Here is a 19,120-nt window from a genome sequence, read left to right as displayed (position 1 = left end):
CTAGGCAACTCAAAAGCACCGCAATGGCCCGGAAAACAAGCGCTTTCAGGCAGTTTGCACAAAAAAGGCTGGCATTTCTGCCAGCCTTTTTCCGTTCAATGTGCCAATTTGGCAAGAGTGAGGCAAAATAGGCCTCAATGCGCCACGGCAGCCCCGGTTTCGTCGACCCCTTCGACGGTGCCGATGGCGGGTGTTTCGACCGTTCCGTCCCATTCAATCGGTTCAGGTACACGGATCAGGGCATGTCGAATGACTTCGCCCATGCGCGAGACGGGAACGATTTCAAGGTTGTTCTTCACGTTGTCGGGGATATCCGCCAGGTCCTTGGCGTTCTCTTCCGGGATCAGAACCTTCTTGATACCGCCGCGCAGTGCCGCGAGCAGCTTTTCCTTCAAACCACCGATCGGAAGCACGCGACCACGCAGCGTGATCTCGCCCGTCATCGCCACGTCCTTGTTGACCGGAATGCCGGTCATGATCGAGACGATGGCGGTCGCCATGGCGACGCCGGCCGACGGACCATCCTTCGGGGTTGCCCCTTCGGGAACGTGGACGTGAATGTCCGACTTGTCGAAGCGCGGCGGCTCGATGCCGAAGTCGACGGCGCGCGAACGGACATAGGATGCCGCCGCCGAAATCGATTCCTTCATCACATCCTTGAGGTTGCCGGTAACCGTCATGCGGCCCTTGCCCGGCATCATCACGCCTTCGATCGTCAGCAGTTCACCACCGACTTCGGTCCAAGCCAGACCGGTGACGATACCGACCTGATCCTCGCCCTCGGCCTCGCCGTGACGATAGCGCGGCACGCCGAGATAGTCGTGGATATTGGCGGCCGTCACGGCAACCGACTTCACCTTGCCCTTGAGGATTTCGGTGACCGCCTTACGGGCGAGCTTCATCAACTCGCGCTCAAAGCTGCGCACCCCGGCCTCGCGGGTATACTGCTGGATGATCGCCTTGATCGCGTCGTCGGCGACCGAGAATTCTTCCGGGCGCAAGGCATGGTCCTTGATCGCCTTCGGCAGCAGATGCCGCTTGGCGATCTGCAGCTTCTCGTCCTCGGTGTAGCCGGCGATCCGGATGATCTCCATGCGGTCCATCAGCGGGCCCGGAATGTTGAGCGTGTTCGCCGTGGTGATGAACATCACGTTCGACAGGTCGTATTCGACTTCCAGGTAGTGATCCATGAAGGTCGAGTTCTGTTCCGGATCGAGCACCTCGAGCAGGGCCGACGACGGATCGCCGCGATAGTCCTGGCCGAGCTTGTCGATCTCGTCGAGCAGGAAGAGCGGATTGCCCTTCTTCGCCTTCTTCATCGACTGGATGACCTTGCCCGGCATCGAGCCGATATAGGTGCGGCGGTGACCGCGGATCTCGGCTTCGTCACGAACGCCGCCGAGCGCCATACGGATATATTCGCGGCCGGTCGCCTTGGCGATCGACTTGGCGAGCGAGGTCTTGCCGACGCCCGGAGGGCCGACGAGGCACAGGATGGGGCCCTTGAGCTTGGTCGCACGCGCCTGGACGGCGAGATATTCGACGATGCGCTCCTTGACCTTGTCGAGACCGAAATGGTCCTCGTCGAGGATCTTTTCGGCCGCGTTGAGGTCGACCTTGACCTTGGACTTCTTGCCCCAGGGCAGGCCGAGCAGCCAGTCGAGATAATTGCGCACGACGGTCGCTTCCGCCGACATCGGGCTCATGTGGCGAAGCTTCTTCAGCTCGGCCTCGGCCTTCTCCCTGGCTTCCTTGGAGAACTTGGTCTTGGCGATCTTCTCTTCCAGCTCGGCCATTTCGTCGCGGCCGTCTTCGCCGTCGCCGAGTTCCTTCTGGATCGCCTTCATCTGTTCGTTCAGGTAGTATTCGCGCTGGGTCTTCTCCATCTGGCGCTTGACGCGCGAGCGGATGCGCTTCTCGACCTGGAGAACGGAAATCTCCCCTTCCATGAAGCCGAGCGCCTTTTCAAGACGCGTCTTCACGCTCACCGTTTCCAGCATTTCCTGCTTCTCGGTGATCTTGATGGAAAGATGCGAGGCAACCGTGTCGGCGAGCTTCGAGTAGTCCTCGATCTGGCTCGCGGCGCCAACCACTTCCGGCGAAATCTTCTTGTTCAGCTTGACGTAGTTCTCGAACTCCGAGACCACCGAGCGGCTGAGGGCCTCGATCTCGACGGGATCCTCGTCGGGCTCGGCGAGAACATTCGCCGTCGCCTCGTAGAACTCCTCGCGGCCGGTATAGGACTCGATCTTGGCGCGCGCACGGCCCTCGATCAGCACCTTGACCGTACCGTCGGGAAGCTTCAGCAGTTGGAGGACATTGGCAATGGTGCCGATCTCATAAATCGCGTCAGAGGCAGGGTCATCGTCCCCGGCATTGATCTGGGTCGCCAGCATGATCTGCTTGTCGGAGCCCATGACCTCTTCCAGCGCACGGATGGACTTTTCGCGCCCGACGAACAGGGGCACGATCATGTGGGGGAAAACCACGATGTCGCGCAGGGGCAATACGGGATAGATATTGCCTTCGTTTGCTGCAGACGTTTTCGACATTTTCATTCCTTTCCGACGTCCCGGCGTGAACCGGAACCTGGCACCAGTCCCCGAAGGCAACTGGCACATCTCTTGCTCCCCCAACAAGTGGAGTTCCGCGATGATGAATTCAAGCCTGACCGAACGCCTGCCGCCCTCGAATGTGACAGCGGTGTTACGGACGGCGACACAACGCTACACAACAAAGCTTGCGCGACAGGTGCGGAACCGAGCGCCTTGCGCCCTGCTCCGACCGGCGACCGTAAACGTCGCGGCGAAGCACTTCACCTTGTAGACCATGGCCGCGCCCGGGAAAACCACGGATCGGCGAAATCACTGACTTCTTAGCCGTTTATCGCCGCACCCCGCCATTTGTCTCCTCTGGCTTCGGTCTTCGCTCTGCTTTCCGGGAAAACCAAATGAAAAAAGCCCGCCACAGCGCGGCGGGCTTTCATACAAAGAGGAGACCGGTGTCAGGCGGAAGCGTTGGCCTTCTCTTCCTGACGGTCGGCATAGATGTAGAGCGGACGCGACGATTCGCGCACCACGTCGTCGGAGATGACGACCTCGCGAACACCCTCGAGTTCCGGCAGTTCGAACATCGTGTCGAGCAGGATCTTCTCCATGATCGAACGAAGGCCGCGGGCGCCGGTCTTGCGGGTGATTGCCTTGCGGGCGATTTCGCGCAGCGCGTCCTCGTGGAAGGTCAATTCGATGTCTTCCATCTCGAACAGGCGCTGATACTGCTTGACGAGCGCGTTCTTCGGCTCCGACAGGATCTGGATCAGCGCATCCTCATCAAGATCCTCGAGCGTTGCCAGAACCGGCAGACGGCCGATGAACTCCGGGATGAGGCCGAACTTGACCAGGTCTTCCGGCTCCAGTTCGCGCAGCACTTCGCCGACGCGGCGATCGTCTTCGGCCCGAACCGTCGCACCGAAGCCAATGGATGTCTTTTCGCCACGCGCCGAGATGATCTTGTCGAGACCGGCAAAGGCACCGCCGCAGATGAACAGGATGTTCGTCGTGTCGACCTGCAGGAATTCCTGCTGCGGATGCTTGCGGCCGCCCTGCGGCGGAACCGAAGCGACCGTGCCTTCCATGATCTTCAACAGCGCCTGCTGCACGCCCTCGCCCGAAACGTCGCGGGTGATCGACGGGTTGTCGGACTTGCGCGAAATCTTGTCGACTTCGTCGATGTAGACGATGCCGCGTTGGGCGCGCTCGACGTTGTAGTCGGCAGCCTGCAGCAGCTTCAGGATGATGTTCTCGACGTCCTCGCCGACATAGCCGGCTTCGGTCAGCGTCGTCGCGTCGGCCATGGTGAACGGCACGTCGATGATGCGGGCGAGCGTCTGGGCAAGATAGGTCTTGCCGCAGCCGGTCGGGCCGACGAGCATGATGTTCGACTTGGCCAGCTCCACGTCACCGCCCTTGGAGGCGTGCGACAGGCGCTTGTAGTGGTTGTGCACCGCGACCGAGAGGATCTTCTTGGCCTGCCTCTGGCCGATCACGTATTCGTCGAGAATCTTGATGATGTCCTGCGGCGTGGGAACGCCGTCGCGGGACTTGACCATCGACGACTTGTTCTCTTCGCGGATGATGTCCATGCACAATTCGACGCATTCATCGCAGATGAACACCGTCGGTCCGGCAATCAGCTTGCGGACCTCGTGCTGGCTCTTGCCGCAGAAGGAACAATAGAGGGTATTCTTGGAGTCACCGCCGTTGCTTCCGCTGACCTTGCTCATGTCTTTATCCTTCCAGCACGCCGCGCCTCCGACCAGCGGAGGGCGGTCACTCACACCGCCCGGCCCGGCCGTCACCTGACGGCCGAAACCTTACCCGATTTGGAGGTACTTACCGATCCATTCAATCCAGTTTCAGGATCGGCGGCAACGAAAACCCCTTCAAATCGTCAGGCTACGTCATCAAACTACAACATAGCCTTAATAGGTACTAATAGCGCTTTCCGCGTCGGTTTACACCCCCGGGGCCAATCACAACCGGTTCATGCGACGCGAACCGGGATCGCCCAGGGCCGAACTCACGCGGCCGGAGCGCCTTCGAGTTCCTGACGAGAGGTCAGGATCTTGTCGATCAAACCCCAGTCCTTCGCCTCGCTCGATTCCATGAAATGGTCGCGGTCGAGTGTCTGTTCGACTTCCTCGAGGCTGCGGCCCGTATGCTTGACGTAAATCTCGTTCAACCGGCGCTTCATCTTGATGATGTCGCGCGCATGGCGTTCGATGTCCGAAGCCTGGCCCTGGAAACCGCCAGAGGGCTGGTGCACCATGATGCGGGCATTCGGGGTGGCAAAGCGCATGCCCTTCTCACCGGCGGCCAGAAGCAGCGAACCCATCGACGCTGCCTGACCGACGCAAAGCGTCGAGACGGCGGGGCGGATGAACTGCATCGTATCGTAGATCGCCATGCCGGCGGTAACAACGCCACCCGGAGAATTGATGTAGAGGGCGATTTCCTTCTTCGGATTCTCGGCTTCGAGGAACAGAAGCTGTGCGCAGACCAGCGACGCCATCGTGTCTTCGACCGGACCCGTCAAGAAAATGATGCGCTCCTTGAGGAGGCGGGAAAAGATGTCATAGGAGCGCTCGCCGCGGTTCGTCTGCTCCACAACCATCGGCACCAGGGCCATGGCGGTATCAACTGGATTTCTCATGTCCGTCCTTTATCAGCCTCATCCCCGAACACTCGGTGCGCGGCGGGAATCACATAAAACCTGTCAATCCCTACATAGAGTGTCAGCACCCTCGACTTCAAGGCTCGCGGCTCGGTTATCCTTAATGGCGCGGGGCGCAGAACCCGAGCCATTAAACACTTCGCGCCTTCACGCCTATGCCATGGCCCGCCCCGACCACAGCTATTCCGAGGCCGATGGTAAACCAGATGCTAATAAACACTGACAAGCTTGCGCGAACCTGCGGAACCCCCGATTTCTTAAGGAGGCGTTAAACACTGTGCCCCATCTTGCGACGAATTCTCCGAGCGTAGCCAAGGCCCATCCGTGATCGACATCAAGACCGCATTGCTGCTGTGGGCGATGGAAGCCGCGACGCTCGCCGTTTTGCTCGCGGCCGTCTGGTTCCACGATCGTGGCCAGCGGCATTTCGTCCTTTGGGCACTCGGCTTTTTCGCCCAGGGCTCGGGCGTCGCGCTCATTGCCCTGCGCGGCCATATCCCGGACTTCGCCTCGATCGAACTGGCCAATGCGGTGGCGCTGGCCAGCTTCTTCTTCTGGACCGCCGGATTGCTGCATCTCGCCAGGCGTCCGGCCAGCGTCTGGGCCCTCGTCCCCATGCTCTTGTGGATCGGCGGCATGCTTGTTCCGATCGTGCGGGATACCATCGCCTACCGCATCGCGCTCTACAATTTCGGCACGGCCTGCGGCCATATCCTGCTTGCCGCCGTCGTCGTTCGTTACGAGGTCGCCAAACCCCGTTACAGGAAGCTGTTCTTTGGCATTTGTGCGATCGAGGCGGTCGCGGGCCTGCTGGTCATGATGATGAGCATCCTTACCCTGCCGTCCAGCATCCAGACTGCTCCCCATGCAGCGATCACCGCCGCCATCAACCTGTTCGGCTTCCTCTCGGCCATCCTGATCGGAGCGAAGATCGTCATGGATCGGTCCGAGGAGCGTCTGCAACAACTGATCCGGACCGATCCGCTGACGGGCGCGCTCAACCGACGGGGTGTGTCGGAAGGCTTCGCCAGCCTCATCGCTCCGTCGAACCACGCAGCGCCGTCCCTCGCACTCCTGCTGTTCGACCTCGATCATTTCAAGCGCATCAACGATACCCACGGCCACCAGGCCGGCGACGCGGTCCTCGTTGCCTTTGCCGGGATCTGTCGGGACCTCACGCCCGAATGCGGCCTGTTCGGCCGCACCGGCGGCGAGGAGTTCATGGCCATGGTGCCGGTCAAGGATGTGAAGGATGCGGCGCTTCTCGCCGAAGCGATCCGCCAGTCCCTTGCCACGGCGAAGATCGACACCGGCGGCCAGCTCATCTCGGTCACGGTCAGCATCGGCATTGCGACATCGCCAAAGACCGAGGCCAACCTCGACCAGATGATGAGCAATGCCGACAGGGCCCTTTACAAGGCCAAGGCGCGAGGTCGGAACCGCACGACCATATTGAGTGGCGACCGGGTACTCACGGTGCCGTCCGCCGGGCCGGAAGCGCTGGACGAGCAGGCCGACCGACAGGTCGCCGCCCTCAAGCGCCTGATGGCACGGGCCGTGCCGAAGACCGGCCTCACCAAGCCATAACAGCATGTCGGACCTCGTCCGGCCCTCGAAGAGCATGATCATGAACCACCTCCCCTTCCTCAGCATCGACCCGGCCACCCGTAGCGTCAGTCTGGACGGACGCGACCCCGCCTTCTACAGCGACCCCAATCGCGCCTATGCCGCCCTGCACACAGCCTCTCCGACATTCTACTGGCAGGAACAGAAGCTTTGGTTTTTCACCGGCTACGACCGGGTCAACAGCTTGCTGCGCGACCGCCGTTTCGGGCGACAGATATTGCATATCGCCACGCGAGAAGAACTCGGCATGCCGGAGCCCGCCGCACACACGCGGCACTTCGACGCGGCGGAAGCCCATTCGCTGCTCGAGCTGGAGCCGCCCGAGCACACGCGGCTGCGAACCCTGGTCAACCGCGCCTTCGTCTCGCGCCATGTGGAAAGGATGAAGCCGGAAATCGAGGATCTCGCCAACCGGCTGATCGACGGATTTGAGAAGGAAGGCAAGGTCGAGCTTCTGTCCGCCTTCGCCGACATCATCCCGGTGACGATGATTGCCCGGATGATCGGCATTCCGGAGGAAATGGGGGCGCAATTGCTGAAATGGTCGCATGACTATGTCGGCATGTACATGTTCAAGCGCAGCCGCGCCGACGAGGACGCCGCGGACCGTTCGGCCAAGGAATTTGCCGACTATGTCCGTGGCATGATCGCTGACCGTCGCGCGAACCCGCGCGAGGACCTGCTCAGCCACATGATCCATACCGAACACAAGGGACAATTGCTGACCGAGGACGAACTGATCTCGACGACGATCGTGCTGCTCAATGCGGGCCACGAGGCGACCGTGCACCAGATCGGCAATTCGGTCCGGGTCATTCTTGAGAGCGGGCTTGATCCGGCCGCCATGTTCCAGGATGAAACGGCAACCGAACGCACCGTCGAGGAAACCTTGCGGATCTGCGCACCGGTGCACATTTTCGACCGCTACTGCCTGGAGCCGGCGGAAATCGACGGGATCGCCTTCAAGCGGGGCGACAAGGTCGGCATGATCCTTGCCGCCGCCAACCTCGATCCGCTGAAGTTTGCCGATCCATTGACGTTCAAGCCTGAACGCGACGAAGCGCCCAATCTTTCCTTCGGCGCGGGCATCCATTTCTGCATCGGCGCTCCGCTCGCGCGGCTGGAGCTCAACATCGTCCTGCCGCTCTTGTTCAAGCGCCTGCCGGGCCTCAAACTCGCGCGCCAGCCCAAGGTCAAGGACGTCTACCATTTCCACGGTCTGGAGCGGCTCGACCTTAGCTGGTGATGGTCCGGCTCAAAGCCGGATCACGTAATCCTTGCGAGTCGTTTCAACGACTTCCCAGGTGCCCTGGAAGCCGGGCCTGAGGATCATCCGGTCGCCCGCCCTGAGGTGCATCGGCTCTCCGCCGTCCTCCGTGACGACGGAATAGCCTTCCAGCATGTGGAAATATTCCCACTCATCGTAGGATATCCGCCACTTGCCGGGCGTCGACTGCCAGATGCCGGCATAGGTGCCGCCCGGCGCCTCCTCGATGTTCCAGGTGGTAAAACGCGGATCGCCGGAAAGCAGGCGGCCAGCGGCAGGCGCGCCCTCCTCCGGCTCGACCGTCGCGGGATCGAAATTCAGGTAGTGCGACATGCTCGCTCCTCGGCGCCGCGGCCACGCGGGCTGCGGCGCTCGTTCGGTTAACGGATCAGACCTTGGCAAGCGACTGCTCGAGATCGCCGATGATGTCTTCGGCATCCTCAATGCCGATCGACAGGCGAACGACGTCGGGGCCGGCGCCGGCGGCGATCTGCTGGGCTTCCGTCAGCTGGGCATGGGTGGTGGAGGCCGGATGGATGACCAGCGATCGGGTGTCGCCGATATTGGCGAGATGCGAGAAGAGCTGCAGCCCTTCGACCAGCGCCTTGCCGGCGGCATAACCGCCCTTCACGCCGAAGGTGAAGACGGCGCCCGCGCCCTTCGGCGAATAGCGCTTCTGCAGCGCGTGGTTCGGATCGCTGTCAAGGCCGGCATAGTTCACCCAGGCGACCTTCGGATGCTGCTTCAGCCAGGTGGCGACCTTCAGCGCATTGTCGCAATGACGCTGCATCCTCAGCGGCAGGGTCTCGATGCCGGTCAGCAACAGGAAAGCGTTCATCGGCGCAATCGCCGGGCCGAGGTCACGCAAGCCCAGCACGCGGCAGGCGATGGCGAAGGCGAAATTGCCGAAGGCCTGGTGTAGCACCACACTGGAATATTCCGGCCGGGGCTCCGACAGCATGGGGAACTTGCCCGACGCCGACCAGTCGAAGGTCCCGCCATCGACGATGATGCCGCCCATGGAATTTCCGTGGCCGCCGAGGAATTTCGTGGCGGAATGCACGACGATGTCGGCGCCGTGCTCCAGCGGGCGGATCAGGTAGGGGCTGGCCATCGTGTTGTCGACGATCAGTGGCAGACCATGTTGCTTGGCAACCTCGGCGATGGCGGCGATGTCGACAAAGGTGCCGCCCGGATTGGCGAGGCTCTCGATGAAGATCGCACGCGTCCGGTCGTCGATCTGCGCGGTAAAGCTGTCGGGGTCGGCGGGATCGGCCCAGCGTACCTGCCAGCCAAAATTCTTGAAGGCGTGGCCGAACTGGTTGATCGATCCGCCATAGAGCTTCTTGGCCGCGACGAAATTGTCGCCCGGCTGCATCAACGTATGAAAGACCAGCATCTGCGCCGCATGTCCCGAGGCGACTGCCAGGGCTGCCGTGCCACCTTCGAGCGCCGCGACCCGCTCTTCCAGCACCGCCTGGGTCGGGTTCATGATGCGGGTGTAGATATTGCCGAACTGCTTCAAGCCGAACAGGGCCGCCGCATGGTCGGCATCGTTGAAGACATAGGCCGTGGTCTGGTAGATCGGTGTGACACGCGCGCCGGTCGCGGGGTCAGGCTGGGCGCCGGCATGCACCGACAGCGTGGCAAAACCCGGATTGTTCTTGGACATTCTTCACCTCCACTGGAATTTGTCGCGGCGATCATAGCGGCTTGGATCGTGATGTCAGCCTAGTTTTTTCCCTTATCGTTCGGGGGACGGCGCGTGCGGTATTGATCGAAATCAATGCGCACCGTGCGGCGGGCGGACATCATCCAGAACTGATCTGGAGGCTGCTCATGGATATGCTCGTCAACGATTCCGCACGCACCGTTTTTGCGCGACTGGTGGATTGGTTCGCCAAGGGTTGGGAAAGCAGTGCCGAGGCAGACATGATCGCCTCGCTGGACGATTTCACCATTCAGAGCATTGCCCATGACTGCGGGATCTCGCCCGATCAGTTGATCGAGCTGGCCAAGGCCGGGCCTCATGCCGCCGACGAGATGATCGGGATGATGAAGGCGCTCAACATCGACCCCGCCGAAATCGAGCTACGGTTGCGCGCCCAGTTCCGCGACATGCAGATCACCTGCGCGCATTGCGCCCACAAGGGGGAATGCCGCAAGGATCTGGCGAGCGGGGCGGCCGCCGAGAATTTTGCCCACTATTGCGGCAATGCCAACGAACTCAACGTGCTGCGCGCCAACCCGGACTTCCTGCTCGGCTGACGGGAACGCTCACGCGCTAAAGGCCCAGTCGCGGCATCTCGATGGCGGGGCAGCGGTCCATGACGACCTTGATCCCGGCCGCCTCGGCCGTCTTCGCGGCGAGGTCGTCTCGGACCGAGAGCTGCGACCAGATGGCCTTGGGCCGAGGTTCGAGAGCGATTGCCTCATCGACGACGGCATGAAGGTATTCCGAGGCACGAAACACATCGACCATGTCGACAGGTTCCGGAATGTCGCCGAGCGTTGCGTAGACCGTTTGCCCGAGGATTTCCTTGCCCGCCTGCCCGGGGTTGACCGGAATGACGCGATAGCCCTTGGACAAAAGAAAGCGCATGACACCAAAGCTGGGGCGGGCCGGATTGGGCGAGGCGCCGACCAGGGCGATGGTCCTGGTTTCCTGCAGGATGCCGGAGAGATAGGCGGGATCATAGCGGTCATGATTGATCGTCATCGGCGGCCTCTTGAATTTGAGCATTTTCGAAAAAAGAGTATGCTGGCGTGGCTTGTTTATGTGGGACGCGTCGGTCCGATGACAAGCAGACAAGAGCAGAGAGCCACGTTCTTTTCCAAGAAGGAATGCAATCATGAAAGCCTTGTTCTTTGCACTGCCGATGGTGATCATCGCAACATCGGTCCACGCAGTCCCGAAATACACCTCGACCCGCATGAATTGCGAAGCTGTGCAGGCGACGGTTCGGGAGCACGGACGCGTCATTCTCACCTACCCATCTCAACGCCTGAAGGGACAGAGGCTCTACGACACATACGTGGCCAATGGTCATTTCTGTCGACCTGGCGAGATCATCAGGATGGCGACGGTACCCAGCGCCGATCGTCCCAATTGCCCTGTTCGCCAGTGCGAGCCGAACGACACGGAACATGAACCCTACGGACGAGACCAGAGCCCCAACGATCCGGCTTACTAGCGGCCGGCAAGTCCGACGCCCTGAGGCAACTTAACCGGCTCGGGCGGATGCTGTCGGTTGCGCGTCCGAATGCGACAATTCGTAAACCAGCGGATATTCCGTCACCAGAGCCCGGTCCATCACCACCTTGATGCCGGCCGCCTCGGCGCGGGCGGCGGCGGCATCATCGCGGACCGAAAGCTGGCCCCATATCGCCTTGGGCAAGGTCGGCAGCCGGAGGACCTCGTCCACGACTTTGGCAAATTCATCCGGACGGCGGAAGACGTCGACAATGTCGATGGGCTCGGGAATATCCGCCAGGCTGGCATAGACCGGCTGGCCGAGGATGCGTTCGCCGGCATGCTCCGGATTGACCGGAAAGACATGATAGCCCTTGCCAAGCAGGAAGCCGGTCACCCAATGGCTCGGCCGGTTGTCGCGGACAGAGGCTCCGACGACGGCGATCGTTCGCGCCGTTCCGAGGATCTCGGCGAGATAGGCCTGGGAATAGGTGTCGTGCAACATGGCGTCCTCCCTGCGGCCAAACCGCAATTGACGAACCCCATCCTTTGTCCCCATATGCCTTATATGAGAATCTTCTTAATTGAAGATGAGCGTAAAACAGCAAATGCGAACAATTGCCGTTTCCGCTTCAATCCTCTCTCACTCGGGCAAGACGATGTGCCCATGCTCGTCCATCGGAAAGAACGGATTGTGGGCCACTTCCCACAAATGCCCGTCCGGATCGGCGAAATAGCCGGAATAGCCTCCCCAGGAGACCTTTTCCGGCGCCTTGACCAGCCTGGCGCCGCAGGAAACGGCAAACTTCACCACCGCGTCGACCCCGGTTGGGCTCGAGACGTTGTGCGCCAGGGTGACACCGGAAAAGCCGGGCGCGGTGTTCTCCACCTCCGCATCGCGGGCCAATGCCTCGCGGCCGAACAGCGCAAGCACCGTCCCCCGCATCTGGATGAAGGTTACGCTTTCCTGCGAGGCCGAGGATTTCTTCCATCCGAGTCGCTGGTAAAAGGCCGTGCTGGCCGCCACGTCGGCGACGCCGAGCGTGATGATCGAAATGCGGCGCTCCAGCGACATGCCCTACTCCCTAATTTTGAGTCGAAGATCCAGTTTGTTCTTCTTATGTTTACTTTTCATTCACGTCAATATTAGTACAGGCTCATGGTTGTGTTTGTTCAGCTTACAATCATTTCAACATACAACTAACAATTCCTGCGAGATGTCGTGAGCCCCGAACGGGCGCCGATAGAATGCTCTTACTCACCCGTCCAGGTCGGATGTCGCTTGTCGAGGAAGGCGCCGATCCCTTCAGCCGCGTCGCGGGCCAACATGTTTTCGACCATCACGCGGGCGGCGTAGTCATAGGCCTCCTCGAGCGGCATGTCGATCTGGCGGTAGAAGGCCTCCTTGCCGATCTTCAGCGTCAACGGCGACTTGGACGCGATGATGGCCGCGTATTTGTCGACCACCTGGGAAAGATACTGCTTCGGCACGATGCGGTTGACGAGGCCGAAATCCTTGGCCGTCGAGGCATCGATCGTCTCGCCCGTCAGCAGCATTTCCATGGCCTGCTTGCGGTGGGCGGCGCGGCTGACGGCGACCATGGGCGTCGAGCAGAACAGGCCGATGTTGACGCCGGGCGTGCAGAAGGCCGAGGTGTCGGTGCAGATCGCCAGATCGCAGGATGCGACCAGCTGGCAGCCCGCGGCGGTCGCCAGTCCGTCGACCTCGGCGATCACCGGCTTCGGCAGATGGGTGATCGCCAGCATCAGGTCGGCGCATAGGCGCATGGTCCTTTCGAAAAAGGCGCGCCCGCGGTCAGGATCCGCCCGATGCGCCGTCATCTCCTTCAGGTCGTGGCCGGCGGAAAACAGCTTTCCGGCTGCCGCCAGCACGACAACGCGCACGTCAGGATCAGCGCCGGCCGCGGCGAGTTCGGCCATCAGCGCTTCCATCAACCCGATCGAGAGCGCATTGGCCGGCGGATTGCTCAAGGTCAGGCGCAACACGCCCTTGTCGAGCGAAGACAGCACCGGCCCGGCCCCTGCATCCCCACCGTCCTTCTTGAAAGACACGACTTCCGCCATCCTCGACCTCCCTTGGCGTTTGCACTTGGCGCAAAGCCTGCCATAAAACGCCCTGGATTTAAAAGCCCATTCCAATAGAGACCCGACCTTATGCAGCCGATCATGACCGCCGACGAGATCAATGCCTTCCTCGAAACGGATTTCCCGCAGATCCACACCGACGGACGGGTCTTCCACGTGACCGATGTGGCGCCGGGCCGGGTGACGATGACCTTCGACCCGGCCGAGCGCCACCTGCGACCCGGCGGCACGGTCTCCGGCCCGGCCATGTTCACGCTCGCCGACGTTGCTGCCTATACGGCCGTGCTGGCCCATATCGGCCCGGTGGCGCTGGCCGTCACCACAAGCCTCAACATCAACTTCCTGCGCCTGCCCCAGCCACAACTGATCCGCTGCGAATGCCGGGTCCTCAAGCTCGGCAAGCGGCTCGCCGTCATCGATGCCTTGCTGCTGCAGAACGGCAGCGGCGAACCGATCGCCCAGGCCACGGCCACCTATTCGATACCTCCCCGCTGATCCCAGCCGGCCCTTTTCGGGGCGAAACGGGCGCCGACTGCGGCACCGGAGACCGCGCACAGTTGGGGTAAAATAATACCGCATTGTTAAGTAGCTGTTTTAACTGACCAATTCCAAATCGCAATCAATACCGGCACTCTTGACCGCAAAAAGCCCTCGGCCTATACAACGCCCAGTCTGCGGGCCTTCGGGGCCGCTTTCTGTTTCCTGCGTTCAAACGCGTGAAATCAAGCAACAAGAAACGCCCGGCGCGCCTCGGCTCGCAGGGTCCAAAACGGAAAGTATCATCCATGTCTACCTTCGTTCAGAAGCCTGCAGAGGTGGAGAAGAAGTGGATCATCATCGACGCCGAAGGCCTCGTTGTTGGTCGCCTCGCCTCCCTCATCGCCATGCGCCTGCGTGGCAAGCACAAGGCCACCTACACCCCCCACGTTGACGACGGCGACAACGTCATCGTCATCAATGCCGAGAAGGTCGCGCTGACCGGCAAGAAGTACTCCGACAAGAAGTACTACTGGCACACCGGTTATCCGGGCGGCATCAAGGAGCGCACCGCGCGCCAGATCATCGAAGGCCGCTTCCCGGAGCGCGTTCTCGAGAAGGCCGTCGAGCGCATGATCCCGCGTGGCCCGCTCGGCCGTCGCCAGATGAAGAACCTGCGCGTCTATGCCGGTTCGAACCATCCCCATGAAGCCCAGCAGCCGGTCGCGATCGACGTGGCATCGCTGAACAGCAAGAACGTAAGGAGCGCCTGATCATGGCTGACCTCTCTTCCCTGAAGGATCTCGGCACGGCTGCTCCGGAAGCCTCCGCTCCGGTTCACGTCCGCAAGGTCGACGCTCAAGGCCGCTCTTACGCGACCGGCAAGCGCAAGAACGCCGTTGCCCGCGTCTGGGTCAAGCCGGGCTCCGGCAAGATCATCATCAACGGCCGTGACTTCACCACCTATTTCGCCCGTCCGGTCCTGCAGATGATCCTGCAGCAGCCGATCGTCGCCGCTGCCCGTACCGGCCAGTTCGACATCGTCGCGACCGTTGCCGGCGGTGGTCTCTCCGGCCAGGCCGGCGCCGTGCGCCATGGTCTGTCCAAGGCGCTCACCTACTTCGAGCCGGGCCTCCGCGCCGTGCTCAAGAAGGGTGGCTTCCTGACCCGCGACAGCCGCGTCGTCGAACGCAAGAAGTACGGCAAGGCCAAGGCCCGTCGTTCGTTCCAGTTCTCCAAGCGTTAATCGCTGGACACCGGAAACGGAAATCAAGGCGGGGCTTCGGCTCCGCCTTTTTCGTTTCGGGGTGCTCACCTTTTCGCGTTTAAATCGTCCATCGAGAAGGCGACGCCCTGCGTTGCGAGCCAACGCGCGAAGCGCTCGACCTTGGTCTCCAGCGAACAGGTCGGCGGCTCCTTATCGAGTTCGGCCTGATAGGCAGCCTGAAGCGCGTCTCGCTCGTCATCTGCCAGGCTGCTCCAGGGCTTCAGACCATGCCATGCCTCAATCATTGCGACATCACCCCATCGTTTATCGGTTCGCCTTTCAGCGCATCTAGAATTGCCGAGCGCAATGGGCAACGTCAAATTGCGATCTGTCGCAGCCGATTGGACCTCTTGCCGGAAAAAACCTCTGGCAATCGGTTGTCCCGACCTTAATATTGCGCCGCAACACGGCAGTCCTTGCCGCAAGGGAGACCATTCCATGGCCGAGAAGACCATCGATCACGCCATCACCGCAACCGACCTCAAATCGGCCGCGACCGATCCGACCCATGCCGGCGTGCTCTCCTTCATGCGTCGGCGCTACACGAAGTCTCTCGAGGGCGTCGATGCCGTAGTCTGGGGCATCCCCTTCGACGCCGCGACCTCCAACCGTCCCGGCGCGCGCTTCGGACCACAGGCGATCCGGCGCGCCTCGGCGATCTTCGACAACGACCCGCAATATCCTTTCGAGCGCGACCTGTTCGCCGAGATGGCGGTGATCGACTACGGTGACTGCCTGCTCGACTATGGCAATCACTGGCAGACGCCGGAGACGATCGAGACGGAGGCCGCAAAGATCCTTGCCGCCAGTGATTTCCTGCTGACGCTCGGCGGGGACCATTTCATCACCTGGCCGCTGCTCAAGGCCCATGTGGCCAAGCACGGGCCGCTGGCGCTCGTCCAGTTCGACGCGCATCAGGACACCTGGTTCGACGACGGCAAGCGCATCGACCACGGCTCCTTCGTCGGCCGCGCCGTGCGTGAAGGGCTGATCGATCCGGACCGCTCGATCCAGATCGGCATCCGCACCCATGCGCCGGAGGACTGCGGCATCCGCATCGTTTATGGCCACGAAGTCGAGGACATGCGGGCCGGCGACATCTCCTCGCTGATCGTCAGCCATACCGGCGGCCTGCCGACCTACCTCACCTTCGACATCGACTGCCTCGACCCCGCCTTTGCACCCGGCACCGGCACGCCGGTCGCCGGCGGCCCGTCGAGCGCCAAGATTCTCTCGGTGCTGCGCGGGCTCTACCAGCTCGACATCCGCGGCGCCGACGTCGTCGAGGTGGCACCGGCCTATGACCATGCGGACATCACCGCCATTGCCGGGGCAACCGTCGCGATGTATATGCTGGGCCTCCATGCCGAGCGACTGGCGCGCCAGCGTTGAGACATTGATTCATCCCTTTGACAATCCGATTCCGAGAATCGACGCAAGCTCCTGACAGGAGAGGATAAAATGGCAGCAAAGATCTTCATCGACGGCGAACACGGTACCACGGGCCTGCAGATCCGCACCCGCATGGCCGGCCGCCGCGACGTCGAGCTGCTGTCGATCCCGGAAGCGGAGCGGCGTAATGCGGCGCTGCGCGAGGACATGCTGAACAGCGCCGACATCGCCATTCTGTGCCTTCCCGACGATGCGTCGAAGGAAGCGGTAAAGATGGTCGCCGGCAACAACAAGGTGCGGATCATCGACACCTCGACCGCCTTCCGGGTCGCGCCGGACTGGGCCTATGGCTTTGCCGAAATGGACAAGGCGCAGAGCGAGAAGATCCGCTCGGCCCGCTACGTGGCCAATCCCGGCTGCTACCCGACCGGCGCAATCGGCCTCATCCGGCCGCTCAGGGCCGCCGGCATTCTGCCCGACGGCTATCCGGTCACCGTCAATGCCGTGTCCGGCTATACCGGCGGCGGCAAGCAGCTGATCGCCCAGATGGAAGACAAGGCCCATCCGGAGCACCTCGCCGCTAATAATTTCCTTTACGGCCTGACGCTGAAGCACAAGCACGTGCCGGAGATGACGATCCACGGCCTGCTCGACCGTGCCCCGCTGTTTGCCCCGTCCGTCGGCCGCTTCGCCCAGGGCATGATCGTCCAGCTGCCGCTCTTCCTGGAAGATCTCGCGGGCGGGCATCAGAGCCTTGAAAGCGTTCATGCGGCGCTGGCCACCCATTATGCCGGCCAGTCGATCGTCAGCGTCGTGCCGCTCGAAGAAAGTGCCGGGCTTGCCCGCATCGACGCCGAGGAACTGGTCGGGCAGGACACGATGAAGCTCTACGTCTTCGGCACGCCGGGCGGCGCGCATGTCAATCTGGTTGCGGTGCTCGACAATCTCGGCAAGGGCGCCTCGGGTGCCGCCGTACAGAACATGGACCTGATGCTTTCGGCATAAGTGCAAGCATCCCTAAAAAGAGAAAACCGCGGAAGGCTCGGCCTTTCGCGGTTTCTTCCTTTGCGCAGGGCTGTTCTGACGCCCGGCGGTGCCGTCAATCCCGCTCGACGACCAGCACTTCCGGCGGATAGGCGCCGAGGAAGCCGCGCCAATGGGCCATGGCAAAGCCGAGCACCACGAGCGCGCCCCCCTGATGCGCAAGAGCCGCATGGAGCTGCACCTGCGTGACCAGGGCGGTAATCCCGAGTGCGGCCTGGAGCGTGATGAGCGCGAAAAGCACCACGCTGCGGCGGGCATGGGTCGTCCCCGGGCCCTGCCGCAGGCACTGCACCATGTGCCAGAACGCCGCAATGAAGAGAACATAGGCACCGAGGCGATGGACGAACTGCACCGTCTTCGGGTTCTCGAACAGGTTGATCCAGGCCGGGTTCTGGACGAACAAGCCGCCGGGAACCCAAGCGCCGTCCATCAGCGGCCAGGTATTGTAGGACAAGCCGGCATCAAGGCCGGCGACGAGGGCACCCAGATAGATCTGGAAAATCGAGAACAGGGCAAGGGCCGCGGCCCAGCCGCGCGATGCCTCAGACGGCACCGGATCGTCGCTATGGGGCGCCAGCCCCCGCATGATCCACACGCAGCCGGCAAAGATCAGACAGGCGATGACCAGATGGGTCGCCAGCCGGTATTGGCTGACATCGACGCGCTCGGCGAGGCCCGAGGAAACCATCCACCAGCCGATGAAGCCCTGAAAGCCGCCGAGTGCCAGCAGGCCGAGCAGCGGAAGCTTGAGGCGGCGCTCGATACGGCCGGAGACCCAGAAGTAAAGAAGCGGAAGAGCAAAGACCAGGCCGATGCCGCGCGCCAGCAGCCGGTGCCCCCACTCCCACCAGAAGATCGTCTTGAACTCGTCGACGGTCATTCCCTTGTTGATCTGCTGGTATTCCGGAATGCGCTGGTAAAGGGCGAACTCCTCTTCCCATTCCTGCGCGGACAGCGGCGGAATGACACCGTGGATCGGCTTCCATTCGGTGATCGACAGGCCCGAATCGGTCAGACGCGTTGCACCGCCGACCAGAACGAGACAGAACAGCGTGAGGACCACCACGCCCAGCCAGAGGCGGATCGCCCGCCGGTTGCTCTCCAGACGGCCGATCTTTCGGCGCACTGCAATTTCATCGACGGTCGTCGCACTTGTCATTCGTCAATCCTCATTTGAGCTGTTGATTTGCATGACACGGCTGTGCAAAACAAGCCCGACTGTTTGCGGCAAGCGGTCGCGTCCCCGTTGGGAAGTTCCCGCTGATCGCGGAGAAGGAAGATAGTCGATGCCTCTCAGGTTGCGCAAATTCATTGGCACCATTCTGATCATCTGCCTCGTCATCCTATACGCGATTCTCGCGACCACCATCGCCTCCGCCTATCTCGGAACCTCCCCCTGGTGGGTGCACCTCCTCTATTTCCTGCTGTCCGGCATTTTGTGGATCCTGCCGGCCATGCTGATCATCAAATGGATGGCCGGGCCGGTCCGTAAATAAAGGCGGCCGACCTCAAATGT

Annotated in this window: 21 protein-coding genes; 10 read left to right on the top strand and 11 right to left on the bottom strand. The window is 61.8% G+C overall.

Features of this window, described 5'->3' with window-relative positions; translation table 11 throughout:
* Positions 1–134: 134 nt before the first annotated feature.
* From lon to clpP, 3 genes are all read right to left on the bottom strand, one after another.
* Entirely contained in the window at positions 135–2,552 is a 2,418-nt protein-coding gene (gene lon, locus DYZ14_RS07180) for an endopeptidase La (protein ID WP_154720058.1), read from the bottom strand.
* A gap of 452 nt (positions 2,553–3,004) precedes the next feature.
* Complete coding sequence (clpX, locus tag DYZ14_RS07175) at positions 3,005–4,282, bottom strand: ATP-dependent Clp protease ATP-binding subunit ClpX (RefSeq protein WP_154720057.1); 1,278 nt, start codon at positions 4,280–4,282, stop codon at positions 3,005–3,007.
* Between the two features lie 296 nt (positions 4,283–4,578).
* On the bottom strand, positions 4,579–5,211 hold the full coding sequence (gene clpP, locus DYZ14_RS07170) for an ATP-dependent Clp endopeptidase proteolytic subunit ClpP (RefSeq protein ID WP_154720056.1): 633 nt from the start codon (positions 5,209–5,211) through the stop codon (positions 4,579–4,581).
* Between the two features lie 345 nt (positions 5,212–5,556).
* On the opposite strand from clpP, the gene DYZ14_RS07165 reads away from it, so the two are divergent.
* Positions 5,557–6,819 carry a GGDEF domain-containing protein gene (locus DYZ14_RS07165; RefSeq protein WP_154720055.1) on the top strand — a complete coding sequence of 421 codons (1,263 nt, stop codon included), beginning with the start codon at positions 5,557–5,559 and terminating at the stop codon, positions 6,817–6,819.
* Positions 6,820–6,859: 40 nt separating this feature from the next.
* Complete coding sequence (locus DYZ14_RS07160) at positions 6,860–8,104, top strand: cytochrome P450 (RefSeq protein WP_154720054.1); 1,245 nt, start codon at positions 6,860–6,862, stop codon at positions 8,102–8,104.
* 9 nt (positions 8,105–8,113) lie between these two features.
* Here DYZ14_RS07160 and DYZ14_RS07155 read toward each other — a convergent pair whose 3' ends face one another.
* Entirely contained in the window at positions 8,114–8,458 is a 345-nt protein-coding gene (locus DYZ14_RS07155; RefSeq protein WP_154720053.1) for a cupin domain-containing protein, read from the bottom strand.
* A gap of 55 nt (positions 8,459–8,513) precedes the next feature.
* Positions 8,514–9,797, bottom strand: coding sequence for an O-acetylhomoserine aminocarboxypropyltransferase (locus tag DYZ14_RS07150; RefSeq protein ID WP_154720052.1), 1,284 nt, complete (start codon positions 9,795–9,797; stop codon positions 8,514–8,516).
* A gap of 41 nt (positions 9,798–9,838) precedes the next feature.
* On the opposite strand from DYZ14_RS07150, the gene DYZ14_RS07145 reads away from it, so the two are divergent.
* Positions 9,839–10,393 (top strand): DUF6455 family protein, encoded by a 555-nt coding sequence (locus DYZ14_RS07145; protein WP_232365454.1) that lies wholly within the window; start codon positions 9,839–9,841, stop codon positions 10,391–10,393.
* A 16-nt stretch (positions 10,394–10,409) separates the two neighbouring features.
* Here the strand turns inward: DYZ14_RS07145 and DYZ14_RS07140 are convergent, their stop codons facing one another.
* Positions 10,410–10,838, bottom strand: coding sequence for a CoA-binding protein (locus DYZ14_RS07140; protein WP_154720176.1), 429 nt, complete (start codon positions 10,836–10,838; stop codon positions 10,410–10,412).
* Positions 10,839–10,977: 139 nt separating this feature from the next.
* Here DYZ14_RS07140 and DYZ14_RS07135 point away from each other — a divergent pair, with 139 nt between their 5' ends.
* Positions 10,978–11,319, top strand: coding sequence for a hypothetical protein (locus DYZ14_RS07135; protein ID WP_154720051.1), 342 nt, complete (start codon positions 10,978–10,980; stop codon positions 11,317–11,319).
* A gap of 30 nt (positions 11,320–11,349) precedes the next feature.
* Here DYZ14_RS07135 and DYZ14_RS07130 read toward each other — a convergent pair whose 3' ends face one another.
* The 3 genes from DYZ14_RS07130 to DYZ14_RS07120 all read right to left on the bottom strand — a co-directional run bounded on the left by DYZ14_RS07130 (position 11,350) and on the right by DYZ14_RS07120 (position 13,403).
* Positions 11,350–11,823, bottom strand: a complete 474-nt coding sequence (locus DYZ14_RS07130; protein WP_154720050.1) for a CoA-binding protein — start codon at positions 11,821–11,823, stop codon at positions 11,350–11,352.
* Between the two features lie 138 nt (positions 11,824–11,961).
* Positions 11,962–12,393: a VOC family protein gene (locus DYZ14_RS07125; RefSeq protein WP_115670782.1), complete on the bottom strand. Its 432-nt coding sequence runs from the start codon at positions 12,391–12,393 to the stop codon at positions 11,962–11,964.
* A 179-nt stretch (positions 12,394–12,572) separates the two neighbouring features.
* A complete protein-coding gene (locus DYZ14_RS07120) occupies positions 12,573–13,403 on the bottom strand; it encodes an enoyl-CoA hydratase (RefSeq protein WP_154720049.1) in 831 nt (276 codons plus the stop codon).
* 90 nt (positions 13,404–13,493) lie between these two features.
* Here DYZ14_RS07120 and DYZ14_RS07115 point away from each other — a divergent pair, with 90 nt between their 5' ends.
* From DYZ14_RS07115 to rpsI, 3 genes are all read left to right on the top strand, one after another.
* Positions 13,494–13,919 carry a PaaI family thioesterase gene (locus tag DYZ14_RS07115; protein ID WP_154720048.1) on the top strand — a complete coding sequence of 142 codons (426 nt, stop codon included), beginning with the start codon at positions 13,494–13,496 and terminating at the stop codon, positions 13,917–13,919.
* A gap of 290 nt (positions 13,920–14,209) precedes the next feature.
* Positions 14,210–14,674 carry a 50S ribosomal protein L13 gene (rplM, locus tag DYZ14_RS07110; RefSeq protein WP_115670779.1) on the top strand — a complete coding sequence of 155 codons (465 nt, stop codon included), beginning with the start codon at positions 14,210–14,212 and terminating at the stop codon, positions 14,672–14,674.
* Positions 14,675–14,676: 2 nt separating this feature from the next.
* Positions 14,677–15,147 (top strand): 30S ribosomal protein S9, encoded by a 471-nt coding sequence (gene rpsI, locus DYZ14_RS07105; RefSeq protein ID WP_154720047.1) that lies wholly within the window; start codon positions 14,677–14,679, stop codon positions 15,145–15,147.
* 65 nt (positions 15,148–15,212) lie between these two features.
* Here rpsI and DYZ14_RS07100 read toward each other — a convergent pair whose 3' ends face one another.
* Entirely contained in the window at positions 15,213–15,413 is a 201-nt protein-coding gene (locus DYZ14_RS07100; protein ID WP_154720046.1) for a hypothetical protein, read from the bottom strand.
* A 193-nt stretch (positions 15,414–15,606) separates the two neighbouring features.
* Between DYZ14_RS07100 and speB the strand changes: the two genes are divergently transcribed.
* Positions 15,607–16,560, top strand: a complete 954-nt coding sequence (speB, locus tag DYZ14_RS07095; protein ID WP_154720045.1) for an agmatinase — start codon at positions 15,607–15,609, stop codon at positions 16,558–16,560.
* 69 nt (positions 16,561–16,629) lie between these two features.
* Positions 16,630–17,565 (top strand): N-acetyl-gamma-glutamyl-phosphate reductase, encoded by a 936-nt coding sequence (gene argC, locus DYZ14_RS07090; RefSeq protein ID WP_154720044.1) that lies wholly within the window; start codon positions 16,630–16,632, stop codon positions 17,563–17,565.
* 94 nt (positions 17,566–17,659) lie between these two features.
* Here argC and DYZ14_RS07085 read toward each other — a convergent pair whose 3' ends face one another.
* Positions 17,660–18,763: a COX15/CtaA family protein gene (locus DYZ14_RS07085; RefSeq protein WP_154720043.1), complete on the bottom strand. Its 1,104-nt coding sequence runs from the start codon at positions 18,761–18,763 to the stop codon at positions 17,660–17,662.
* Between the two features lie 127 nt (positions 18,764–18,890).
* Between DYZ14_RS07085 and DYZ14_RS07080 the strand changes: the two genes are divergently transcribed.
* On the top strand, positions 18,891–19,100 hold the full coding sequence (locus DYZ14_RS07080) for a DUF2842 domain-containing protein (RefSeq protein WP_154720042.1): 210 nt from the start codon (positions 18,891–18,893) through the stop codon (positions 19,098–19,100).
* Positions 19,101–19,120: the final 20 nt, after the last annotated feature.

It is taken from the genome of Ciceribacter sp. T2.26MG-112.2, assembly GCF_900492205.1.
Lineage (GTDB): Bacteria > Pseudomonadota > Alphaproteobacteria > Rhizobiales > Rhizobiaceae > Allorhizobium > Allorhizobium naphthalenivorans_A.
This window is presented reverse-complemented; position numbering and strand designations above follow the sequence as displayed.

Bases quoted from the DNA above. Each gene is read 5' to 3' on its own strand.
- lon (WP_154720058.1), bottom strand. From the start codon at position 2,552: ATGTCGAAAACGTCTGCAGCAAACGAAGGCAATATCTATCCCGTATTG.
- clpX (WP_154720057.1), bottom strand. From the start codon at position 4,282: ATGAGCAAGGTCAGCGGAAGCAACGGCGGTGACTCCAAGAATACCCTC.
- clpP (WP_154720056.1), bottom strand. From the start codon at position 5,211: ATGAGAAATCCAGTTGATACCGCCATGGCCCTGGTGCCGATGGTTGTG.
- DYZ14_RS07160 (WP_154720054.1), top strand. From the start codon at position 6,860: ATGAACCACCTCCCCTTCCTCAGCATCGACCCGGCCACCCGTAGCGTC.
- DYZ14_RS07155 (WP_154720053.1), bottom strand. From the start codon at position 8,458: ATGTCGCACTACCTGAATTTCGATCCCGCGACGGTCGAGCCGGAGGAG.
- DYZ14_RS07150 (WP_154720052.1), bottom strand. From the start codon at position 9,797: ATGTCCAAGAACAATCCGGGTTTTGCCACGCTGTCGGTGCATGCCGGC.
- DYZ14_RS07135 (WP_154720051.1), top strand. From the start codon at position 10,978: ATGAAAGCCTTGTTCTTTGCACTGCCGATGGTGATCATCGCAACATCG.
- DYZ14_RS07130 (WP_154720050.1), bottom strand. From the start codon at position 11,823: ATGTTGCACGACACCTATTCCCAGGCCTATCTCGCCGAGATCCTCGGA.
- DYZ14_RS07125 (WP_115670782.1), bottom strand. From the start codon at position 12,393: ATGTCGCTGGAGCGCCGCATTTCGATCATCACGCTCGGCGTCGCCGAC.
- DYZ14_RS07120 (WP_154720049.1), bottom strand. From the start codon at position 13,403: ATGGCGGAAGTCGTGTCTTTCAAGAAGGACGGTGGGGATGCAGGGGCC.
- DYZ14_RS07115 (WP_154720048.1), top strand. From the start codon at position 13,494: ATGCAGCCGATCATGACCGCCGACGAGATCAATGCCTTCCTCGAAACG.
- rplM (WP_115670779.1), top strand. From the start codon at position 14,210: ATGTCTACCTTCGTTCAGAAGCCTGCAGAGGTGGAGAAGAAGTGGATC.
- rpsI (WP_154720047.1), top strand. From the start codon at position 14,677: ATGGCTGACCTCTCTTCCCTGAAGGATCTCGGCACGGCTGCTCCGGAA.
- DYZ14_RS07100 (WP_154720046.1), bottom strand. From the start codon at position 15,413: ATGATTGAGGCATGGCATGGTCTGAAGCCCTGGAGCAGCCTGGCAGAT.
- speB (WP_154720045.1), top strand. From the start codon at position 15,607: ATGGCCGAGAAGACCATCGATCACGCCATCACCGCAACCGACCTCAAA.
- argC (WP_154720044.1), top strand. From the start codon at position 16,630: ATGGCAGCAAAGATCTTCATCGACGGCGAACACGGTACCACGGGCCTG.
- DYZ14_RS07085 (WP_154720043.1), bottom strand. From the start codon at position 18,763: ATGACAAGTGCGACGACCGTCGATGAAATTGCAGTGCGCCGAAAGATC.
- DYZ14_RS07080 (WP_154720042.1), top strand. From the start codon at position 18,891: ATGCCTCTCAGGTTGCGCAAATTCATTGGCACCATTCTGATCATCTGC.